General features: G+C 68.1%; 15 protein-coding genes and 3 rRNA genes. 9 read left to right on the forward strand and 9 right to left on the reverse strand.

The genetic code is table 11. From position 1 onward, the window contains the following. Positions 1-240 precede the first annotated feature (240 nt). Positions 241-774: a hypothetical protein gene (locus OG994_RS26140; RefSeq protein ID WP_328851305.1), complete on the reverse strand. Its 534-nt coding sequence runs from the start codon at positions 772-774 to the stop codon at positions 241-243. Between the two features lie 67 nt (positions 775-841). Here OG994_RS26140 and OG994_RS26145 point away from each other — a divergent pair, with 67 nt between their 5' ends. Further along, positions 842-1,444, forward strand: a complete 603-nt coding sequence (locus tag OG994_RS26145; protein WP_328851306.1) for a TetR/AcrR family transcriptional regulator — start codon at positions 842-844, stop codon at positions 1,442-1,444. 50 nt (positions 1,445-1,494) lie between these two features. Here the strand turns inward: OG994_RS26145 and OG994_RS26150 are convergent, their stop codons facing one another. From OG994_RS26150 to OG994_RS26180, 7 genes are all read right to left on the reverse strand, one after another. Beyond that, positions 1,495-2,046 (reverse strand): DUF5872 domain-containing protein, encoded by a 552-nt coding sequence (locus OG994_RS26150; protein ID WP_120332152.1) that lies wholly within the window; start codon positions 2,044-2,046, stop codon positions 1,495-1,497. Positions 2,047-2,151: 105 nt separating this feature from the next. After that, positions 2,152-2,526 (reverse strand): VOC family protein, encoded by a 375-nt coding sequence (locus OG994_RS26155; RefSeq protein ID WP_328851307.1) that lies wholly within the window; start codon positions 2,524-2,526, stop codon positions 2,152-2,154. 63 nt (positions 2,527-2,589) lie between these two features. Continuing rightward, the gene (locus OG994_RS26160) at positions 2,590-3,114 is read right to left on the reverse strand and encodes a pyridoxamine 5'-phosphate oxidase family protein (RefSeq protein WP_328851308.1); all 525 of its coding nucleotides are present in this window, start codon (positions 3,112-3,114) and stop codon (positions 2,590-2,592) included. Further along, positions 3,105-3,806, reverse strand: a complete 702-nt coding sequence (locus tag OG994_RS26165; RefSeq protein WP_328851309.1) for a DUF6098 family protein — start codon at positions 3,804-3,806, stop codon at positions 3,105-3,107. Before OG994_RS26165 ends, OG994_RS26160 begins: the two co-directional genes overlap by 10 nt. Positions 3,807-3,856: 50 nt before the next feature. Then, positions 3,857-4,915 carry a tryptophan--tRNA ligase gene (gene trpS, locus OG994_RS26170; RefSeq protein WP_328851310.1) on the reverse strand — a complete coding sequence of 353 codons (1,059 nt, stop codon included), beginning with the start codon at positions 4,913-4,915 and terminating at the stop codon, positions 3,857-3,859. A 127-nt stretch (positions 4,916-5,042) separates the two neighbouring features. Further along, positions 5,043-5,216: a hypothetical protein gene (locus tag OG994_RS26175; RefSeq protein WP_158610195.1), complete on the reverse strand. Its 174-nt coding sequence runs from the start codon at positions 5,214-5,216 to the stop codon at positions 5,043-5,045. Positions 5,217-5,263: 47 nt separating this feature from the next. Beyond that, the gene (locus OG994_RS26180; protein WP_120332156.1) at positions 5,264-5,728 is read right to left on the reverse strand and encodes a PRC-barrel domain-containing protein; all 465 of its coding nucleotides are present in this window, start codon (positions 5,726-5,728) and stop codon (positions 5,264-5,266) included. Positions 5,729-6,059: 331 nt separating this feature from the next. On the opposite strand from OG994_RS26180, the gene OG994_RS26185 reads away from it, so the two are divergent. From OG994_RS26185 to OG994_RS26210, 6 genes are all read left to right on the forward strand, one after another. Further along, entirely contained in the window at positions 6,060-6,524 is a 465-nt protein-coding gene (locus OG994_RS26185) for a hypothetical protein (protein ID WP_328851311.1), read from the forward strand. Between the two features lie 147 nt (positions 6,525-6,671). After that, positions 6,672-6,929 carry an SCO4848 family membrane protein gene (locus OG994_RS26190; RefSeq protein WP_120332158.1) on the forward strand — a complete coding sequence of 86 codons (258 nt, stop codon included), beginning with the start codon at positions 6,672-6,674 and terminating at the stop codon, positions 6,927-6,929. Between the two features lie 835 nt (positions 6,930-7,764). Further along, a 16S ribosomal RNA gene (locus OG994_RS26195) occupies positions 7,765-9,278 on the forward strand. 365 nt (positions 9,279-9,643) lie between these two features. Beyond that, positions 9,644-12,757: ribosomal RNA gene (locus OG994_RS26200) — 23S ribosomal RNA — on the forward strand. 85 nt (positions 12,758-12,842) lie between these two features. Then, a 5S ribosomal RNA gene (gene rrf / locus OG994_RS26205) occupies positions 12,843-12,959 on the forward strand. The 16S, 23S and 5S rRNA genes sit together here, the layout of an rRNA operon. A 172-nt stretch (positions 12,960-13,131) precedes the next feature. Further along, the gene (locus tag OG994_RS26210) at positions 13,132-13,758 is read left to right on the forward strand and encodes an NADPH-dependent F420 reductase (protein WP_120329762.1); all 627 of its coding nucleotides are present in this window, start codon (positions 13,132-13,134) and stop codon (positions 13,756-13,758) included. Between the two features lie 40 nt (positions 13,759-13,798). Here OG994_RS26210 and OG994_RS26215 read toward each other — a convergent pair whose 3' ends face one another. Then, positions 13,799-15,601 carry a VanW family protein gene (locus OG994_RS26215; protein ID WP_120329763.1) on the reverse strand — a complete coding sequence of 601 codons (1,803 nt, stop codon included), beginning with the start codon at positions 15,599-15,601 and terminating at the stop codon, positions 13,799-13,801. Positions 15,602-15,863: 262 nt separating this feature from the next. Here OG994_RS26215 and nudC point away from each other — a divergent pair, with 262 nt between their 5' ends. Together nudC and OG994_RS26225 are read left to right on the forward strand one after the other, a co-directional pair. Beyond that, positions 15,864-16,793 (forward strand): NAD(+) diphosphatase, encoded by a 930-nt coding sequence (gene nudC / locus OG994_RS26220; RefSeq protein WP_328851312.1) that lies wholly within the window; start codon positions 15,864-15,866, stop codon positions 16,791-16,793. Between the two features lie 432 nt (positions 16,794-17,225). Continuing rightward, on the forward strand, positions 17,226-17,774 hold the full coding sequence (locus tag OG994_RS26225; RefSeq protein ID WP_120329927.1) for a DUF6230 family protein: 549 nt from the start codon (positions 17,226-17,228) through the stop codon (positions 17,772-17,774). Positions 17,775-17,796: the final 22 nt, after the last annotated feature.

The raw sequence follows: 17,796 nt of genomic DNA on the forward strand, positions 1-17,796 counted from the left end.
GGTCATCCGCCGCGTGGTCAACACTCAGGCGGCCGCTCGGCCTACCCGGATCACAGGCGTCATTCCCTCATGCAGAGTTGCCCACGCCGATCGCGTGGTCGGCTGCCAGGCTGCCGCAGCGGGGTGTGCGCTGTCAATCCTGATCGGTGCCGCGTCCGGCTTCCCCACGTGCCACTCGGTCCACCCAGCGGATGCGATCACGCGGGCGGCCCACCCCGCCGGCGCGCACGCGGAACCTGGTCAGGACCTGGCCCTGCGGGGCGCCACGGTGTAGCTGAACGAGATCAGGAAGTCGATGACGACGACGATCCCCCAGACGCCCATCGGCCCCCACATCGGCGCGACCCGCTCGTAGTCGCCGACGAGCACCGTGAAGAGTCCCATGACGGCCACCGCGACGACGTACGCGACGACGTGGCGCAGCCACTGCCGCCGTTCGTGGGCGGCGTGCTCCCGGCCGTGCCTGGGCGGCCGGACCGGCGCCGGCCCACCCGCGAATCGGTGGGCGAACCGCTGGTCGGCCCAGCGGACCATCTGGCCGCCGAAGGCCACGGACACCCCGATGTAGATGGCGGCGAGCCCGTGCGCCGTGCTGGCCTGGCCGCCCCCGCGCAGGTCGATGACGGACAGGGCGAGCAGCACCACGTCGACCAGCGGCACGCAGACGAGCAGCACCGCGCTGAGGGTCTTCGCCCGCAGCGGGTAACGAGCCGTGAGACCGGCCAGCAGGAGCACCCAGAACCCGATCTCGCAGGCGATGATCGCCGGCAGCATGGCACCCTCCCCGTTTTTCACACGACCGTGCTTTATCTTTGTAACACGACCGTGCGACAATAGCGGGGTGCCGAAGATCGTCGACCACGCCGAGCGCCGTCGAGAGCTGGCTGAGGCCGTCTGGCACGTGATCGCCCGGGGCGGCATCGACAGCGTCTCCACCCGGTCGGTCGCCGCCGCCTCCGGCTGGTCCACCGGCGCGTTGCGGCACTACTTCGCCACCCGGGCGGAGCTGCTGGCGTTCGCCTGCGAGCAGGTCATCGACCAGGTGACCGCGCGCATCGAGGGGCTACGGCTACCCGCCGATCCGGTCGTGGCGGTACGGGCGATCCTGCTGGAGACGATGCCCGTCGACGAGCTCCGGCGCGTCGAGGCCACGATCGCCTTTTCCTTCCTCGCCCTCGGCCTCGGTGATCCCGCGCTGGCCCGCGTGCAACGCAGGCACTTCAGCTCGATGTTCGAGATGTGCCGCCGGCTCGTGGACGGTCTGGCGACGCACGGCGTCCTGGCCGGCGATCCCGACGACCTCGACACCGTCGCGCGGCGGATGCACGCGGTCGTCGACGGTCTGACGATGCACGTCCTGGCCGGGCACCTGAGCTCCCCGGAGATGGTGGCGCAGCTGGACGCGTACCTCGCGGATCTGACCGGCCGCGACCCGCGTTCCTGACCCGAGGTCGCCGGGCAGGTCGCTCGTCGAAGCGCTCCCCGCGTCGACGATCAGCGCCGGTCGAGTTCCGACTCCAGCCGTTGGATGAGCGTCTTGCGGGCCCGGCCACCGCGCTCACGCCTCAGCGCGGCCTTCAGCTGGCCGGTGTCGAGCCCGTGGACGAGCTTGGTCGCCTCGGCCACCGTCATCTCCGACAGCCGCTCCGCCGACGAGGCGTCCTTACGGGCCTGCCTGGCCGGCGCCGTGTTGGCGACGTACTGTCTGCCGGCCCGGGACGCGCGCCGCTTCTTGACGTCGGTCGCGCGCCGTTCCTGCTCGGAAAGCTCCTCCCAGGCCTGCTTGGGCAGGTAGCGGCTCGTCTCACCGTTCCGGCGTGCCCGGGTACGGCCCTCCCTCGTCTGCCAGTCCTCGGCGCCCCAGCGTTGCAGGGCCTTCTGCCGCTCGTCCTTCGGTCCCAGGTAGCCCCCGCCGCGCCTCTCGTACTCCTTCGTGAGCAACTGCGACTTGCGTGCCGACCACTGCCCCGGTCGGCCGCCCTTGTCGGAGGCCTTGATCTCCTCCTTGACCTGCTCCCTGAGCTCCGGCTTCGTGTACCGCGCCATGCCCCTGGCGATACCCGGGCCGCACCGGGAATCACCCGGCGGCCGGCTCGGCCGTGCGCGTGGAAGTGGACGTGACCGACGCCCTCCGCCTCCGCGACGGGAGGGTCAGACGAAGAGGCAGAACGGGTGGCCCGCCGGGTCGAGGTGCACCCGCACGTCGTCCTGGGGCTGGAAGTCCGCCACGCTGGCCCCGGCGGCCACGGCGTGGGCGGAGGCCGCCTCCAGGTCGTCCACCCTGATGTCGAGGTGGGCCATCATCTGCGGATCTCCGGTCCCGGCCGGCCAGATCGGCCGTACGTATGCCGGCTCGGTCTGGAACGCGAGGCCGGCGCCACCGTCCGGCGCCCGCAGCACCACCCAGTCCGGTTCGTCCTCCTCGCGCGACCAGCCGAGCAGGCGTTCGTAGAACGCCGCGAGGTCCCGGGCGTCGGGTGCGTCGAGCACGGTGCTGGTCAGGGTCAGTCTCGGTCGATCTGCCATGCCGTCGTCCATACCCACGACGAGCCCACCCCACCATCGCGAGTCGGCGGGCCGGGCGTCGTCTCAGCCGTCCGCCGGCCGGCGCCGCCAGAACTGGCGTGGCGCGTACCCGTCGCGCCGCAGCCAGTGCTCGGTGTAGACGATGCGCTCCGCCTCCACCACGACGAGCGGGTCGGCCGGCGGATCGTCGAGGGAACGGGAGCGTTCGACGTGGTCGGACTGCCAGCGTACGGCCGGCCAGTAGTGCTCCCGGTCGGGATCGCCGGGCACGAGCACCCGCGCCCGGCCGAAGACCTGCGCTCCCCGGCTGCTCGCCTGCCCGACCAGCGGCGCGAACACGCCGATCGAGACGCGCGGGTCGGCGGCGATGTTCCGCATCTTCGGGGACACCGCCGAGGCCGTGAACATCAGCGCGAAGTCGAGGTGGAAGTAGCGCACGGGCGTCGCCAGCGGACCGTCCGGTCCCGACGTGGCGAGGACGCACATGTTCTGCGACGACAGCAGGTTGAGGATGCGCTCCTCGAGGCGGTGCCGGTCGAGCCGTCTCGTGGGGGCCGGGCCGGCGAGCCAGGGGTTCGTCACGGGCATGACGGATCTTCACATCCGGCACTGAACCGTTGACGGCCGGCCCCCGTGTGGATGCCGAACGGCGTCCGGACCGACCGGAACCGGTACAACATGGAGATCCCTGATGCGCGAGCACCTCGTGCCCTTCGTCGCCCTGCTCGCTGCCGTCGCCGCGTCCCGCGGCGGCGGCCGGCTCGCCCTGTGATGCAGGACCACCAGCCCTCGGCGCGGTGCTCAGTCGGCCCGGTGCAGCGGCCCCACTCCGACGACGGCTGCGCCTCCACCGCCCGGTCGGCCTCCTGGAGTGCCCGCTCCGACACCCAGGCCACCGGCCGGTGGCAGCGCACCAACGGCTCGTTGTCCGGCCCCCGCCCGATCTGCTCGCCGACGAGCACCCACGGCCGTACCCCCGGGCCGCGCAGTTCCCGCAGGTGGCAGTAGTCGTAGAGCCGGCGCGCCACCCAGAGCCGCAGCGGCCGGTCACCCCACCACGGCTCCACGGCGAGCGGGTTCGCCGAGAGACCCGGCAGGTCGATCCCGGTGAGCGCGTCCTTGCTCGACTGGTCCGCCTCGCGGCCGGAGGAGAGATCGGCGTCGGGACCGCGCGACCACCGCACGTACAGCTCCTCGCCGCGACCGGCCTTGCGCAGCAGCGCCGCCAGGTGGTCGAGGGACTCGACCACCGGCAGCGCCTCCTCCCGTACGCCGTTCATGGCCTCTTCTGTGCCCCGCGCGGCCCGGACCATTCCCGGCCGGGCGGCGTTCACCGGGAGCCGGCCACCGCCCGCCCGGCCCGTTCGGCCCGGCGGCGCACCTGGGTGTACGCGCTGGTCAGGCCCATGGCGCGGCGTACCTCGGTCACCGTCTGCCGCACCTCCCGGCGGGTCCGTTCGGTGCCCTCGACGATCAACTGGTCGACCAGGCCCCGGTCGTCCTCGATCCGGGCGCGCCGCTCCCGGATCGGGTCGAGGAACCGGTTCAACGCCACCGCCAGCTTCTCCTTGACCTCGACGTCGCCCACCCGTCCGCCGCGGTACCGCTCCTTCAGGTCCTCGACCTGCGCCCGGTCCGGGTTGAACACGTCGTGGTACGCGAAGACGGGATTCCCCTCGACCCGCCCGGGCACGTCCGCCCGCACCCGGTTCGGGTCGGTGTACATGCCCATCACCTTGCGGCGCACCGTGGCGGCGTCGTCGGAGAGGAGGATCGTGTTGCCCCGGCTCTTGCTCATCTTGGCCGCGCCGTCCGTGCCGACCAGCGACGGCGTGTCGGCCTGGATCAGCTCGGGGATCGGGAAGACCGGGCCGTAGAGGTTGTTGAACCGGCGGGCGATCTCCCGGGTCACCTCCACGTGGGCGGCGTTGTCCCTGCCGACCGGGACCACCTGCCCCTTCACGCAGAGGATGTCGGCGGCCTGGAGCACCGGGTAGCCGAGCAGCCCGTACGGCATCTCCTCCTTGCCGGAGTCGCGGGCCATGTCCTTCAGCGACGGGACCCGTTCGAGCCGGGGCACGGTCACCAGGTTCTGCAGGAGCGTGTTCAGGTCGCCGACCTCGGGGATGGCCGACTGGAGGTAGAACGTCGCCCGGGCCGGATCGACGCCGGCAGCGAGGACGTCGGTGACCATCTCGCGGGCGTTGCCGGCGACCCGCTCGATGTCCTCACGGGTGTTCCTGGTGGTGAGCATGTGCAGGTCGGCGATGATGAAGAAGCTCTCGTAGCGCTGGTGCAGCCGTACGCGGTTCGCGATGCTGCCGACGTAGTGCCCCAGGTGCAGCCGCCCGGTCGGCCGGTCCCCGGTGAGCATCCGTGCAACGGACATGGTGGTACGCCTTTCGTGCGTGGTGACTGGTGAGGTGTGCGCGGGCGCGCGCCGGCCGGGGCGGGACGTTCCGCCCCACCGGATCAGTGGGATGGGCTCAGTGAGCCGACCGCGTCAGCGGACGCGCTCAGTGAGCCAACCGCCATCGCGCGCCGTCGCGGAACCGCAGTCCGCCGGCACGAAGGACGTCGATGATCTGCTCGCGGCCGAGGCCGCGACGGGCCGGGCCGGTGGGTACGCCGAGCGGGAGGCCGTCCATCGCCGTGACGACCTCCGGCGCGCAGATGCTCGGCCGGGCCATGGCTACCACGATAGCCGCGGCACCCCGACCTGGCGGCCCCGCCCGGCTCAGCCCCGCCGGTAGCTCTCCGCGTAGTAGTCGCCGACCCGGTCCCGGTACTCCGGCCGCCCGTACTCCTGCGGGTCGAACGCCGGGGAGTCCTTCACCTGCTGGCGGGTGCGGTCGATGTGCACCGTCCGCTCCAGGTGGTCGACCCGGGTGACGGTGCCGGCGGGCAGCAGCACCTTCCGGCCGAGGATCCACGGTCCGGTGTCCACGACCAGGTAGCGCGCGTCGACGTCGCCGCTCGCCTCGTCGACCGAGCCGATGCGCCCGTCGACGGCCTCCACCCGGTAGCCGGCCAGCTCGATGGGGGTGCCGGGACCAGGGGCGTCGGGACCACGGCCGTTCGGACCGCCGTCGTTCGGACCGCCGTCGTCGTCCGGCGGCGGGGAGTCGGGCGAGGCTCCGGCGTACCCGCCGGCGAGGGCGGACGGGTCCCGCCAGGCCCAGGGGTCGAACGGCGATGGCATACCTGCACCTCCGGGTCGTCTTTCACAGCCGGCTCGTCTTTCCGCGGCCGGGGTCGTCTTTCCGCGGTCATTTGCCCAGACAGTGCCCGGGTCGACCGCCGGGAAAACAGGCCCGCCGACGCGGGCGCGCGGATCAACCCGGGAGAGAAATACCTCATACGGCGTCGCCGCAGGGTCATGGGTGAGCCATCACCGCAGGCCACGGCCGGTGTGCCGGCCGTCGTGCACAGACGGCGGCCGGCGGTGGTGTCCGTCCGACACATTCGCGGCGGTCATCCCGGGCCGCCATTCTGTTGCGGTATTTCGTGCGGAGAGAAAGTGAGGTACGCGGATGCAGCGCGCCATTCGCCGCTCGGCCACCGTCATCGTGCTGGTGATCGCGATCGCGACCTGGGTCGGGTCCACGGCCGCCCGTGCGGCGACCCCCTGGACGCCACAGGCGCTCTGCGGCCCCGGCTACCTCACCACCGACCAGGACCCGATCCACGACGCCCGGACCGGGGTCCGGCTGGGCACGGTCCACCTCCTCTACAACGCGCTCACCGGTCACGCCTGCGCGGTGACCATCAAGTCCGCGTACGTCGGCACGCCCACCCGCACCCAGGTCCACCTGTCCGCCGAGCACCTGCCCACGCAGCTCGACAAGGGGCCGCGGGCGTACGCGGCCGGGCCGGCGAGGGCGTACGTCCGGGGCGGGTGCGCGATCTGGGGCGGGTACGCGGCGGACCTGAGCGGAACGATCAGCTACCACGACCGCGCGAACCCGGCGATCGGCGGCATCGGCACCTGCTTCTGATCCGGGATCCCTTCCCTGGGCGAACGGTGGCCGACAACGGGCGCCGCATCCGCGGGGTAGCGGTCCTGGGCCGACCGCTCGCAGCGCTGCTGAGCTGGGGATCAGCAAGGGGCGGCGGGCGATCCGGCGCTGGCATACTGGGCACCCATGGTGCTGTCGCGTGGCTGGGCCCTCTTCCTCACCGGGGTCGGTGTCTGGACCTGGGTCATCTGGCCGAGGTTCGCCGTCGCGATCTGGAACGACCCCCGGGCCTGGTCGACGGGCACGGTGGCGGAGGGCACGCCCACCAGCTTCCTCTGGGTGCACGCCCTCCTCATCGCGGCGTCGCTGGCCATCGGTACGACCGTCGCGGTGCTCGGCGTCCGCGGAGTGCTCGCCGCCCGGCGACGGCGGTCGGGCGCCTGACCTTTCGCCGGTGGAGCCGGGCCGGCGCTCCGGGTCCGGGGGTCGGCTGGTGCGCAGGCCCGGGTCTGGTGAGCGGCCTCCGGTTGCGGGTCGGTCGAACCGTCCGGGCAGCCCTCTCCGGTGTGTGCCCGCCCTGACATGTGGCCGTGGACCTGCCAGCATCGCCGTCCTGAGCGCGTGACCTGGGAAGATCGGCGTCCGAAGATGATGTGACGCGGGACGCGGCACCCCGATTTGACGATCATGGCGGGAGCCACGTACCTTTCTCTCTGCCAGCGCGGAACGGGGCAAACGGGACGAAAGTCCGGGGTGTCCTGGGCCGGGAATGGCGCCGGGATCGGCGGGGTTGCACCCCTTGGACCCGGTACCGGGCGGTGCCCCGGATTCGCCGTGAGGCGGATTTGGTGGGGCGGAGCCGACCGGGTATGGTGGACGACCGGCAGGGCACCGGGCGTGCTTGCGAGTGATCGCGGCGGCCGGCCTGCTGAATCCGATGATCGCGTGTGGTGGTTCGCTGCTGCGTGTGTTCGTCGGGGCCGAGCTGTGAAGCGTGACAGACCGGGACAGACCGGTTTGACGCGGCGGAAACGGTGAGGTAACGTAGTAAAAGTGCCCGGCGCGGGAGCGGTGGGTGTGGGACGATGCGCCCCGGACGGGGGTCCTCCTTGGTGGGGGGTTTCCGGATGGTGTGTGGTTGTTCTTTGAGAACTCAACAGGGTGCTTGATAAGCCAGTGCCAATTTGATTTATTGCCCCGTGCTGGGTTGGGCTTTTGTGGTCTGATCTGGTGGGGATTCCTTTGGCAACTTTTGTTGCTGGGATGATTTTCCAAGTTTTTGTTGGAGAGTTTGATCCTGGCTCAGGACGAACGCTGGCGGCGTGCTTAACACATGCAAGTCGAGCGGAAAGGCCCTTCGGGGTACTCGAGCGGCGAACGGGTGAGTAACACGTGAGCAACCTGCCCTAGGCTTTGGGATAACCCCGGGAAACCGGGGCTAATACCGGATAGGACCTGGCGTCGCATGGCGCTTGGTGGAAAGTTTTTCGGCCTGGGATGGGCTCGCGGCCTATCAGCTTGTTGGTGGGGTGATGGCCTACCAAGGCGACGACGGGTAGCCGGCCTGAGAGGGCGACCGGCCACACTGGGACTGAGACACGGCCCAGACTCCTACGGGAGGCAGCAGTGGGGAATATTGCACAATGGGCGGAAGCCTGATGCAGCGACGCCGCGTGAGGGATGACGGCCTTCGGGTTGTAAACCTCTTTCAGCAGGGACGAAGCGCAAGTGACGGTACCTGCAGAAGAAGCGCCGGCCAACTACGTGCCAGCAGCCGCGGTAAGACGTAGGGCGCGAGCGTTGTCCGGATTTATTGGGCGTAAAGAGCTCGTAGGCGGCTTGTCGCGTCGACTGTGAAAACCCGCGGCTCAACTGCGGGCCTGCAGTCGATACGGGCAGGCTAGAGTTCGGTAGGGGAGACTGGAATTCCTGGTGTAGCGGTGAAATGCGCAGATATCAGGAGGAACACCGGTGGCGAAGGCGGGTCTCTGGGCCGATACTGACGCTGAGGAGCGAAAGCGTGGGGAGCGAACAGGATTAGATACCCTGGTAGTCCACGCTGTAAACGTTGGGCGCTAGGTGTGGGGGGCCTCTCCGGTTCTCTGTGCCGCAGCTAACGCATTAAGCGCCCCGCCTGGGGAGTACGGCCGCAAGGCTAAAACTCAAAGGAATTGACGGGGGCCCGCACAAGCGGCGGAGCATGCGGATTAATTCGATGCAACGCGAAGAACCTTACCTGGGTTTGACATGGCCGCAAAACCGGCAGAGATGTCGGGTCCTTCGGGGGCGGTCACAGGTGGTGCATGGCTGTCGTCAGCTCGTGTCGTGAGATGTTGGGTTAAGTCCCGCAACGAGCGCAACCCTCGTTCGATGTTGCCAGCGGTTCGGCCGGGGACTCATCGAAGACTGCCGGGGTCAACTCGGAGGAAGGTGGGGATGACGTCAAGTCATCATGCCCCTTATGTCCAGGGCTTCACGCATGCTACAATGGCCGGTACAATGGGCTGCGATACCGTGAGGTGGAGCGAATCCCAAAAAGCCGGTCTCAGTTCGGATCGGGGTCTGCAACTCGACCCCGTGAAGTCGGAGTCGCTAGTAATCGCAGATCAGCAACGCTGCGGTGAATACGTTCCCGGGCCTTGTACACACCGCCCGTCACGTCACGAAAGTCGGCAACACCCGAAGCCGGTGGCCCAACCCTTGTGGAGGGAGCCGTCGAAGGTGGGGCTGGCGATTGGGACGAAGTCGTAACAAGGTAGCCGTACCGGAAGGTGCGGCTGGATCACCTCCTTTCTAAGGAGCACCATCCAGCGAAAGCTGGCATGGAGCCCGCGCTGCCCGAGTGTGGTGGCGGGGTGCTCAATGGCGGAGACACTGGCCAGTCTTGTCCGGCAACGGTCGGGTTCTAGTACGCATCCCTGTGGGGGTGGTGGAACGAGCTCCGGCGCGGCTGGGCGGGGCGGTAAGCACCCTGTTGGGTCCTGAAAGAACAACCGGTGGTTGTCTCTTTCGGAACTATGCCCCCACTGTGGTGGGGGAGGTTGCCAGGCATGGCCTGGCCTCGCATACCGGCTGCTTTCGGGTGGTGCTGGTGTGGGGCTGTGGGTTGTGGGTTGGTCGTTTGTTGAGAATTGCACAGTGGACGCGAGCATCTTTGTGGTCAAGTTGTCAAGGGCGGACGGTGGATGCCTTGGCACCAGGAGCCGATGAAGGACGTGGGAGGCCGCGATAGGCCTGGGGGAGCTGTCAACCGAGCTGTGATCCCAGGGTGTCCGAATGGGGGAACCTGGCTGGAGTCATGTCCAGTCACCCGCACCTGAACTCATAGGGTGTGTGGGGGGAACGCGGGGAAGTGAAACATCTCAGTACCCGTAGGAAGAGAAAACAACATGTGATTCCGTGAGTAGTGGCGAGCGAAAGCGGATTGAGGCTAAACCGGCTGCGTGTGATACCTGTCAGGGGTTGCGTGGTCGGGGTTGTGGGACCCTGCTGAGTGTACTGACATGCACTCGAGGAGTGATAAAGCCAGTGGTTAGTCGAACAGTCTGGAAAGGCTGACCGTAGACGGTGATAGTCCGGTAGGTGAAAGCTGCTGGTCTTCTGTGGGTGTTCCCGAGTAGCGGCGGACTCCTGAAATCTGCCGTGAATCTGCCAGGACCACCTGGTAAGCCTAAATACTTCCTGGTGACCGATAGCGGACGAGTACCGTGAGGGAATGGTGAAAAGTACCCCGGGAGGGGAGTGAAATAGTACCTGAAACCGTTCGCCTACAATCCGTCGGAGCCCTTTTTGGGGTGACGGCGTGCCTTTTGAAGAATGAGCCTGCGAGTTAGTGGCATGTGGCGAGGTTAACCCGTGTGGGGGAGCCGTAGCGAAAGCGAGTCTGAATAGGGCGTTGAGTCGCGTGTCCTAGACCCGAAGCGGGGTGATCTAGCCATGGGCAGGCTGAAGCGCGGGTAAGACCGCGTGGAGGGCCGAACCCACCAACGTTGAAAAGTTGGGGGATGACCTGTGGTTAGGGGTGAAAGGCCAATCAAACTCCGTGATAGCTGGTTCTCCCCGAAATGCATTTAGGTGCAGCGTCGTGTGTTTCTTGCCGGAGGTAGAGCACTGGATGGTCTAGGGGGCCCACAAGCTTACCGAAATCAGCCAAACTCCGAATGCCGGTAAGTGAGAGCGCGGCAGTGAGACTGCGGGGGATAAGCTTCGTAGTCGAGAGGGAAACAGCCCAGATCACCAGCTAAGGCCCCTAAGCGTGTGCTAAGTGGAAAAGGATGTGGGGTCGCATAGACAACCAGGAGGTTGGCTTAGAAGCAGCCACCCTTTAAAGAGTGCGTAATAGCTCACTGGTCAAGTGGTTCCGCGCCGACAATGTAGCGGGGCTCAAGCACACCGCCGAAGCTGTGGCACTCACACAGGTACTTCGCCGGATTCCTTTGGGGGTCTGGTGCAGGTGTGTGGGTGGGTAGGGGAGCGTCGTGCCGGGGGTGAAGCAGCCGGGTGACCGAGTTGTGGACGCGGCACGAGTGAGAATGCAGGCATGAGTAGCGAAAGAAGGGTGAGAAACCCTTCCGCCGGATGACCAAGGGTTCCAGGGCCAGGTTATTCCGCCCTGGGTGAGTCGGGACCTAAGGCGAGGCCGAGAGGCGTAGTCGATGGACAACGGGTTGATATTCCCGTACCCGCGTAGGAGCGACCCTGACGAACCTCGTTGTGCTAACCACCCGAACTGTGGGCGGTCTTCGGACCGACTGCGGGGAGCGTGGGAACCTGGCGGGTAGTAGTCAAGCGATGGGGTGACGCAGGAAGGTAGCTGAGCCCGGCCGGTGGTTGTGCCGGGGTAAGCGTGTAGGCCGGCGTGTAGGCAAATCCGCACGCCATGAGGCTGAGACGTGATGCCGAGCCGATTCAGGTGAAGTCAGTGATCCTATGCTGCCGAGAAAAGCCTCTAGCGAGTTCCGAGCGGCCCGTACCCCAAACCGACACAGGTGGTCAGGTAGAGAATACCGAGGCGATCGGGCGGACTGTGGTTAAGGAACTCGGCAAATTGCCCCCGTAACTTAGGGAGAAGGGGGGCCGGAGACGTGAAGCCCCGCGCGGGTGGAGCGTTGTATGGCCGCAGAGAGCAGGGGGAAGCGACTGTTTACTAAAAACACAGGTCCATGCGAAGAAGTAATTCGATGTATATGGACTGACGCCTGCCCGGTGCTGGAACGTTAAGGGGACCTGTTAGCTCTTTCGGGGGCGAAGCGGAGAACTTAAGCGCCAGTAAACGGCGGTGGTAACTATAACCATCCTAAGGTAGCGAAATTCCTTGTCGGGTAAGTTCCGACCTGCACGAATGGCGTAACGACTTCCCCACTGTCTCAACCACAGGCCCGGCGAAATTGCACTACGAGTAAAGATGCTCGTTACGCGCGGCAGGACGGAAAGACCCCGGGACCTTTACTACAGCTTGACATTGGTATCCGGATTGGCTTGTGTAGGATAGGTGGGAGCCGGTGAAGCTCGTACGCCAGTGCGGGTGGAGGCAATCTTGAAATACCACTCTGGTTGATTTGGGTATCTAACTTCGGACCGTTATCCGGTTCAGGGACAGTGTCTGGTGGGTAGTTTAACTGGGGCGGTTGCCTCCTAAAGGGTAACGGAGGCGCCCAAAGGTTCCCTCAGCCTGGTTGGCAATCAGGTGTTGAGTGCAAGTACACAAGGGAGCTTGACTGTGAGACTGACGGGTCGAGCAGGGACGAAAGTCGGGACTAGTGATCCGGCACTTGCGTGTGGAAGCGGTGTCGCTCAACGGATAAAAGGTACCCCGGGGATAACAGGCTGATCTTCCCCAAGAGTCCATATCGACGGGATGGTTTGGCACCTCGATGTCGGCTCGTCGCATCCTGGGGCTGTAGCAGGTCCCAAGGGTTGGGCTGTTCGCCCATTAAAGCGGTACGCGAGCTGGGTTTAGAACGTCGTGAGACAGTTCGGTCCCTATCCGCCGTGCGCGTAGGATACTTGAGAAGGGCTGTCCCTAGTACGAGAGGACCGGGACGGACGAACCTCTGGTGTGCCAGTTGTCCCGCCAGGGGCACGGCTGGTTAGCTACGTTCGGAAGGGATAACCGCTGAAAGCATCTAAGCGGGAAGCTCGCTTCAAGATGAGGTATCCCACCACTATTAGTGGGTAAGGCCCCCAGCTAGACGACTGGGTTGATAGGCCGGAGATGTAAGCTCGGTAACGGGTTCAGTCGACCGGTACTAATAGGCCGAGGACTTGACTTACAAAGCTGCTACGCGTCCACTGTGCAACTCCCGACAAACGAACAACACACCCAAACGGTGGTGTTGTTTGATATGTCGATAGAGTTACGGCGGTCATGGCGGAGGGGAAACGCCCGGTCACATTCCGAACCCGGAAGCTAAGCCCTCCAGCGCCGATGGTACTGCACTCGTGAGGGTGTGGGAGAGTAGGACGCCGCCGGACATTCTTTCGGTCAGGGTCACCCCCTTACAGGGGGTGGCCCTGACACCGTTTACGGACCTTTTCCACTCGCGGCCTCGCGGCCCACGCCCGGTGTCCGCCGTTTCCCTGAACCGCCGCCACGATCGGCGATAGCGTCGAGGACGGATCGCGTCGCGACGACCAGGGGGCGGGCATGAGGATCGGCATCATCGGCTCGGGGCACATCGGTGGCACCCTCACCCGACGGTTCACGGCCCTCGGGCACGACGTCACCGTCTCCAACTCCCGTGGCCCCCAGACGCTGCGCGCCCTCGCCGGCGAGACCGGCGCGGAGACCGCCACGGTCGAGGAGGCCGTACGCGGTGCGGACGTGGTGGTCGTCGCCGTACCCCTCATGGGGGTGCCCGACCTACCGGGCGACGGCCTCTTCGCCGGGAAGCTCGTGGTGGACGCCGACAACTACTACCCCGACCGGGACGGCGACATCCCGGAACTCATGGACGGCACGGCGTCCAGCCGGTGGACCGCCGAACACCTTCGCGGCGCGCGGCTCGTGAAGGCGTTCAACACCATCCAGGCCCAGCACCTGCTGGAGAACGGGCGCCCGGCCGGTGCCCCCGACCGGATCGCGCTGCCGGTAGCCGGCGACGACCCCGAGGCCAAGCGGACGGTGATGGAACTGGTCGACGCCCTCGGCTTCGACCCCGTCGACGGGGGAAGCCTCGACGACAGCTGGCGCCAGGAGCCCGGCACGCCCGTCTACCTCGCCGACCGGGACGCGGACGGCGTACGCCAGGCGCTCGCGGAGGCCCGCCGCTGAGCCCGCGTACGACGAGGGCTGCGGCGGGCCGTGACCCGCGTCAGGAGGGCTCGCGGCCGCACACGTAGCGCGGCTCCGCGTCGTAGCGCCAGGTGAACTTCTCCCGCTTGACGACCTTGCCGTCCTTGCGGATGACCCGGTACGCGTCCTGGGTGAAGCCGTTGATGCCGTTGCTGGGGATGCAGGACGGCCCGGGCTCCAGGTAGATGGTCCGCGGGGTGGTGATGTTGCGCCGCGGGCCGTACTCCGTCTTGACGCTGTCGTAGATCTTCGTGCTCCAGATCGACACGGTGATCGTGCTGGAGGTGTACGAGGTGTCGATGAGGACGCCGTACGGGGTGTTGTTGCGGAACTTGAAGTCCAGGTCCGGCCAGAAGATGGTCGACTCGATGACCGGCGGGTAGCGGTCGAACCAGTACGAGTGCGGCTTGTGCTCGACGTCCTCGAGGCCCGCGTAGTAGGTGGCGTTGAAGAGCGTCGTCGTGAACTGCGACGTGCCGCCACCGACGCCCGGCACCAGCTTCCCGTCGAGGATGACGGGTGCGTCCCGGTAGCCCTGGGCGTAGCCGCGCTCCCCCGTGTGCCCGTTGAGGGAGAACGTCTCGCCCGGCAGCACCACGGTGCCGTCGACCTCCTTGGCGATCGTCACGATGTTCTGGCTGCGCGGCGAGGAGAGGCCACCGGTGAAGCGGGTGGTGAACGAGGAGACCTTCTGCTTGATGCCGAGCCCGGCCAGCTTCTCCGCGGTCAGCTCCGGCTGCGCCGGCTTGAGCTGGCCGGTGACCTCCCGGCCGTCGGCGTCGGGCAGGACGGCGAGCAGGTCCCGGGCGAGCGCCACGGCGTCCAGCTGCTGGCCGGGGCGGCCCTGGTCGACCACCTTGGGGCGTCCACCGGAGATGCTCATCCGCGCGTTGCGCGGCGCCACCTCGATCTTCGCCAGGTCGTCGCCGAGGGCGGCGCGCAGCCGCTTCACGTCCACCCGCGGGGTCAGCTTGCCGGTCTCGTCGGCGCTGAAACGCAGGCTCCGCGCGATGGCCTTCGGCGGGATCGTCACCGAGCCCTTGTCGGTGGTGACCTTCACGGGCGCGGCGACCGCCGGGCGGGCCAGCTCGTCGACGAGGCGCTGCACCTCCTCGGCGCTGGTCGCCGGCTGCGTCTCGACGAGCGGCACGGTCACCGGCTGCCCGTCGAGCCACCCGGTCCGGACGGCCTCCGCCGAGCGTTGCGGGTCGAGCGCCAGGCCCGGCTTCGGGTGCACCACCTTCGGGGTGGTGCCGGCGTACGTGATGGCCGGCATCGTCATCTTCCGGACCTGGTCACCGGCCACCTTCTGCAGGGCGGTGTGCAGGCGGTCGACGTCCACCGACACGACCGGCCGCACCGACCGCGACCCGACGAGCCGGCTCACCGGATGCGCGTCGGCCTTCGCCGCGGCGGCCACTGTCGCCTCCACGTCGACGGTGAGGCCCACGTCGCCCGGCACGATCTCGGCGGTCCGCTCCCCGACGCGTACGGTCAGCGGGGCGGCGAGTGCGGCGGCCCGCCGGTCCAGCTCGGCGCGCAGCTCCCGGGCCGCCTCCGCGCGGCTGCGGCCGCCCAGTTCGGCGCCGAGGACGACGGTGCCGCGCGGCACGTCGCCGGCGTACGCGTAGGCCCCGGCACCCGCCACGCCGGCCAGCATCACGGCGGTGGCGCCCGCGGCGACCAGCAGCCGCAGCCGGCGGGGGCGGCGGGGCGTGGCCGGCGGTGTGGGTTCGGGCTCCTCGACGGGCCACGTGACGGCGGTGACCTGCACGGTGGGACGGTCGTCGGCGGGCGGACGGTTCTCGCCGTACAGCGTCACAGCTACCTCGATCGCGACGTGCCATCCCGGGGACTCTCCCCGCGCGGACACCTACGGTAACGAACGCCCGGCCGGGTCGGCAGTCGCCGTCCGATCGTCCCCGCACGGCGTGTCGCCCGGCGTGTCGCGCCCGGACGGCCCGGCCGTGCCGGGGGGCCGGCGTGCGGTTCCGGCACCCCTCACGCCCGCCGTGGACGGGGTCGGCCGTCTCGACGTGGGGCCTGCCCGCCGGTCGTCGGGGCGGCCGTGAAAGCGTGACGGCATGAGCGGCGAGCGGGTGTTCGCGTACGGCGGTGGGTGGTTGGACCGGGCGGGTGACGTCCGCGCCGACGCGGAGCGACTGGCGGCGCTGAGGTCCGACGAGCGGACGGCGGTGCTGGCGCTGTGGCGGGACCGCTGCCTGGTGACCGCTGAGGACGTCCCGGTGCGGTTGACGGGGGACGCGGCGGCGCGGGTGCTCGCCGTCGCGGACGAGACGGTCTTCCTCGGCCTGGACGCGGGCGCGGCGGTGTTCGCGGCGGACCTGACGGGGCAGCCCGAGGCACGGGCCCTCGACGTGGCGGGTGCGGCGTCGGCCGTGGACGTCCGGCGGCTCGCGGGCCGGCTCAGCGCCGCCGAGGCGGCCGCCCAGGCGTACGGCCGGGGTCTGCTCCACTGGCACCGCCAGCAACGGTGGTGCGGCGCCTGCGGTGCCACGACGGCGGCCCGCGCGGGCGGCCACGTGCGGGTCTGCACGGCCGCGGAGTGCGGGCGGCTGCACTTCCCCCGGATCGAGCCGGCGGTCATCGTCCTCGTGGAGGCGCCGGGCGAGCCCGGCCGCTGCCTGCTGGCCCGGCACGCGGGTTCCCCGGAGGGTTCGTACTCGACCCTGGCCGGGTTCGTCGAGGTGGGCGAGAGCCTGGAGGACGCGGTGCACCGGGAGTTGGCCGAGGAGGTCGGTGTGACGGTGACCGACCTCGTCTACCAGGGATCGCAGGCGTGGCCGTTCCCGGCCGGCCTGATGGTCGGTTTCCGCGCCACTGCGGTGTCCGACGAGGTCCGGGTGGACGGCGTGGAACTGCTGGAGGCGCGGTGGTTCACCCGGAGGGAGCTCCGTGCGCGGGTGGCCGCGGGCCGGCCGCTCGGCCGCGTCGACTCCATCGACCGCCATCTGCTCGGTTCGTGGCTCGACGCCGACGGGCGGGACAGTTGACCGCCGCCTCGTCCGGACGGTCGGGATCGGGTCACCCTCAGCGCTTTGACAGCCTGCCGTTACTGAACTGTGATGAAGGGCTTGCTCGGCTACCACCGGTGAAACCTACCGGCCACATTGTCGTAATAAAGCGCATTTGTCAGCCGACCCGCCGCACCCGCGGGTTAACGGCTTGTAGCGGCGGTGGCGCTCGGCGGACCCACCCTGTTACCGGTCAGTAGCTAGGGTCTTGTGACGTAGGTCCCTTCGCGAGAGCATCCATCCGCGTGCAGTGCCCCGCTGATGGCACACCACGGCAGCGCAGCGCTCGCTCTTTCCCAGTCCCGCATCGCGTGCGCGATCGGTGACGACACCCCCGTCGAGGAGGACCCCGTGAGTGAATCGGAAGACCGTCAGCTGAGCGGCGGCACCCGGTGGCGCCGCTTCGCCGCGATGATGGTCCCCGCGACCGTCGTGGCCGGCGGCATAGTCCTGGGGATGGCCAACGGCGCCATCGCCGCGTCGTTCAACGTCTCCGGTCAGACGTTCAAGGTCGGCGCCTCGGAGCTGGTGGGCCACGACTTCAAGCAGTACGGCGGCATGGTCAAGGAGAAGGACAACACGGTCCACCCGGTGGCCGTGTCCGAGATCGGCACCGCGGAACTCCACAACCTGTGCCAGTCCGTCAAGTCCCGGGTGCTCGGGATGGACATCGTGCTGACCATCAACGCCGGTGGTGGCGGCAAGCCGGCCACGGCCAAGGGTCTGCTCATCGACATGGAGTCCCTCGAGGGCAACGCGGAGTTCACCAACATCCAGATCGGGCGCGACGCCACCGACCTGAACGAGCACGCGCTGCCGAAGTCCTTCGGGCAGGACGCCGACAAGGTCGTCATCAAGGACCTCAAGCAGGTGGCGTGGTCGACCAGCGCCGGCACGTTCACGCTCAACGGGTTGAAGCTCGGCCTCAAGGTGGGCCCGGACGCCAAGGAATGCTTCTGATCTGACCCCGAGGCCCGCGGAG

Source organism: Micromonospora globbae, from assembly GCF_036184225.1.
In the GTDB taxonomy this organism is placed as follows: domain Bacteria; phylum Actinomycetota; class Actinomycetes; order Mycobacteriales; family Micromonosporaceae; genus Micromonospora; species Micromonospora globbae.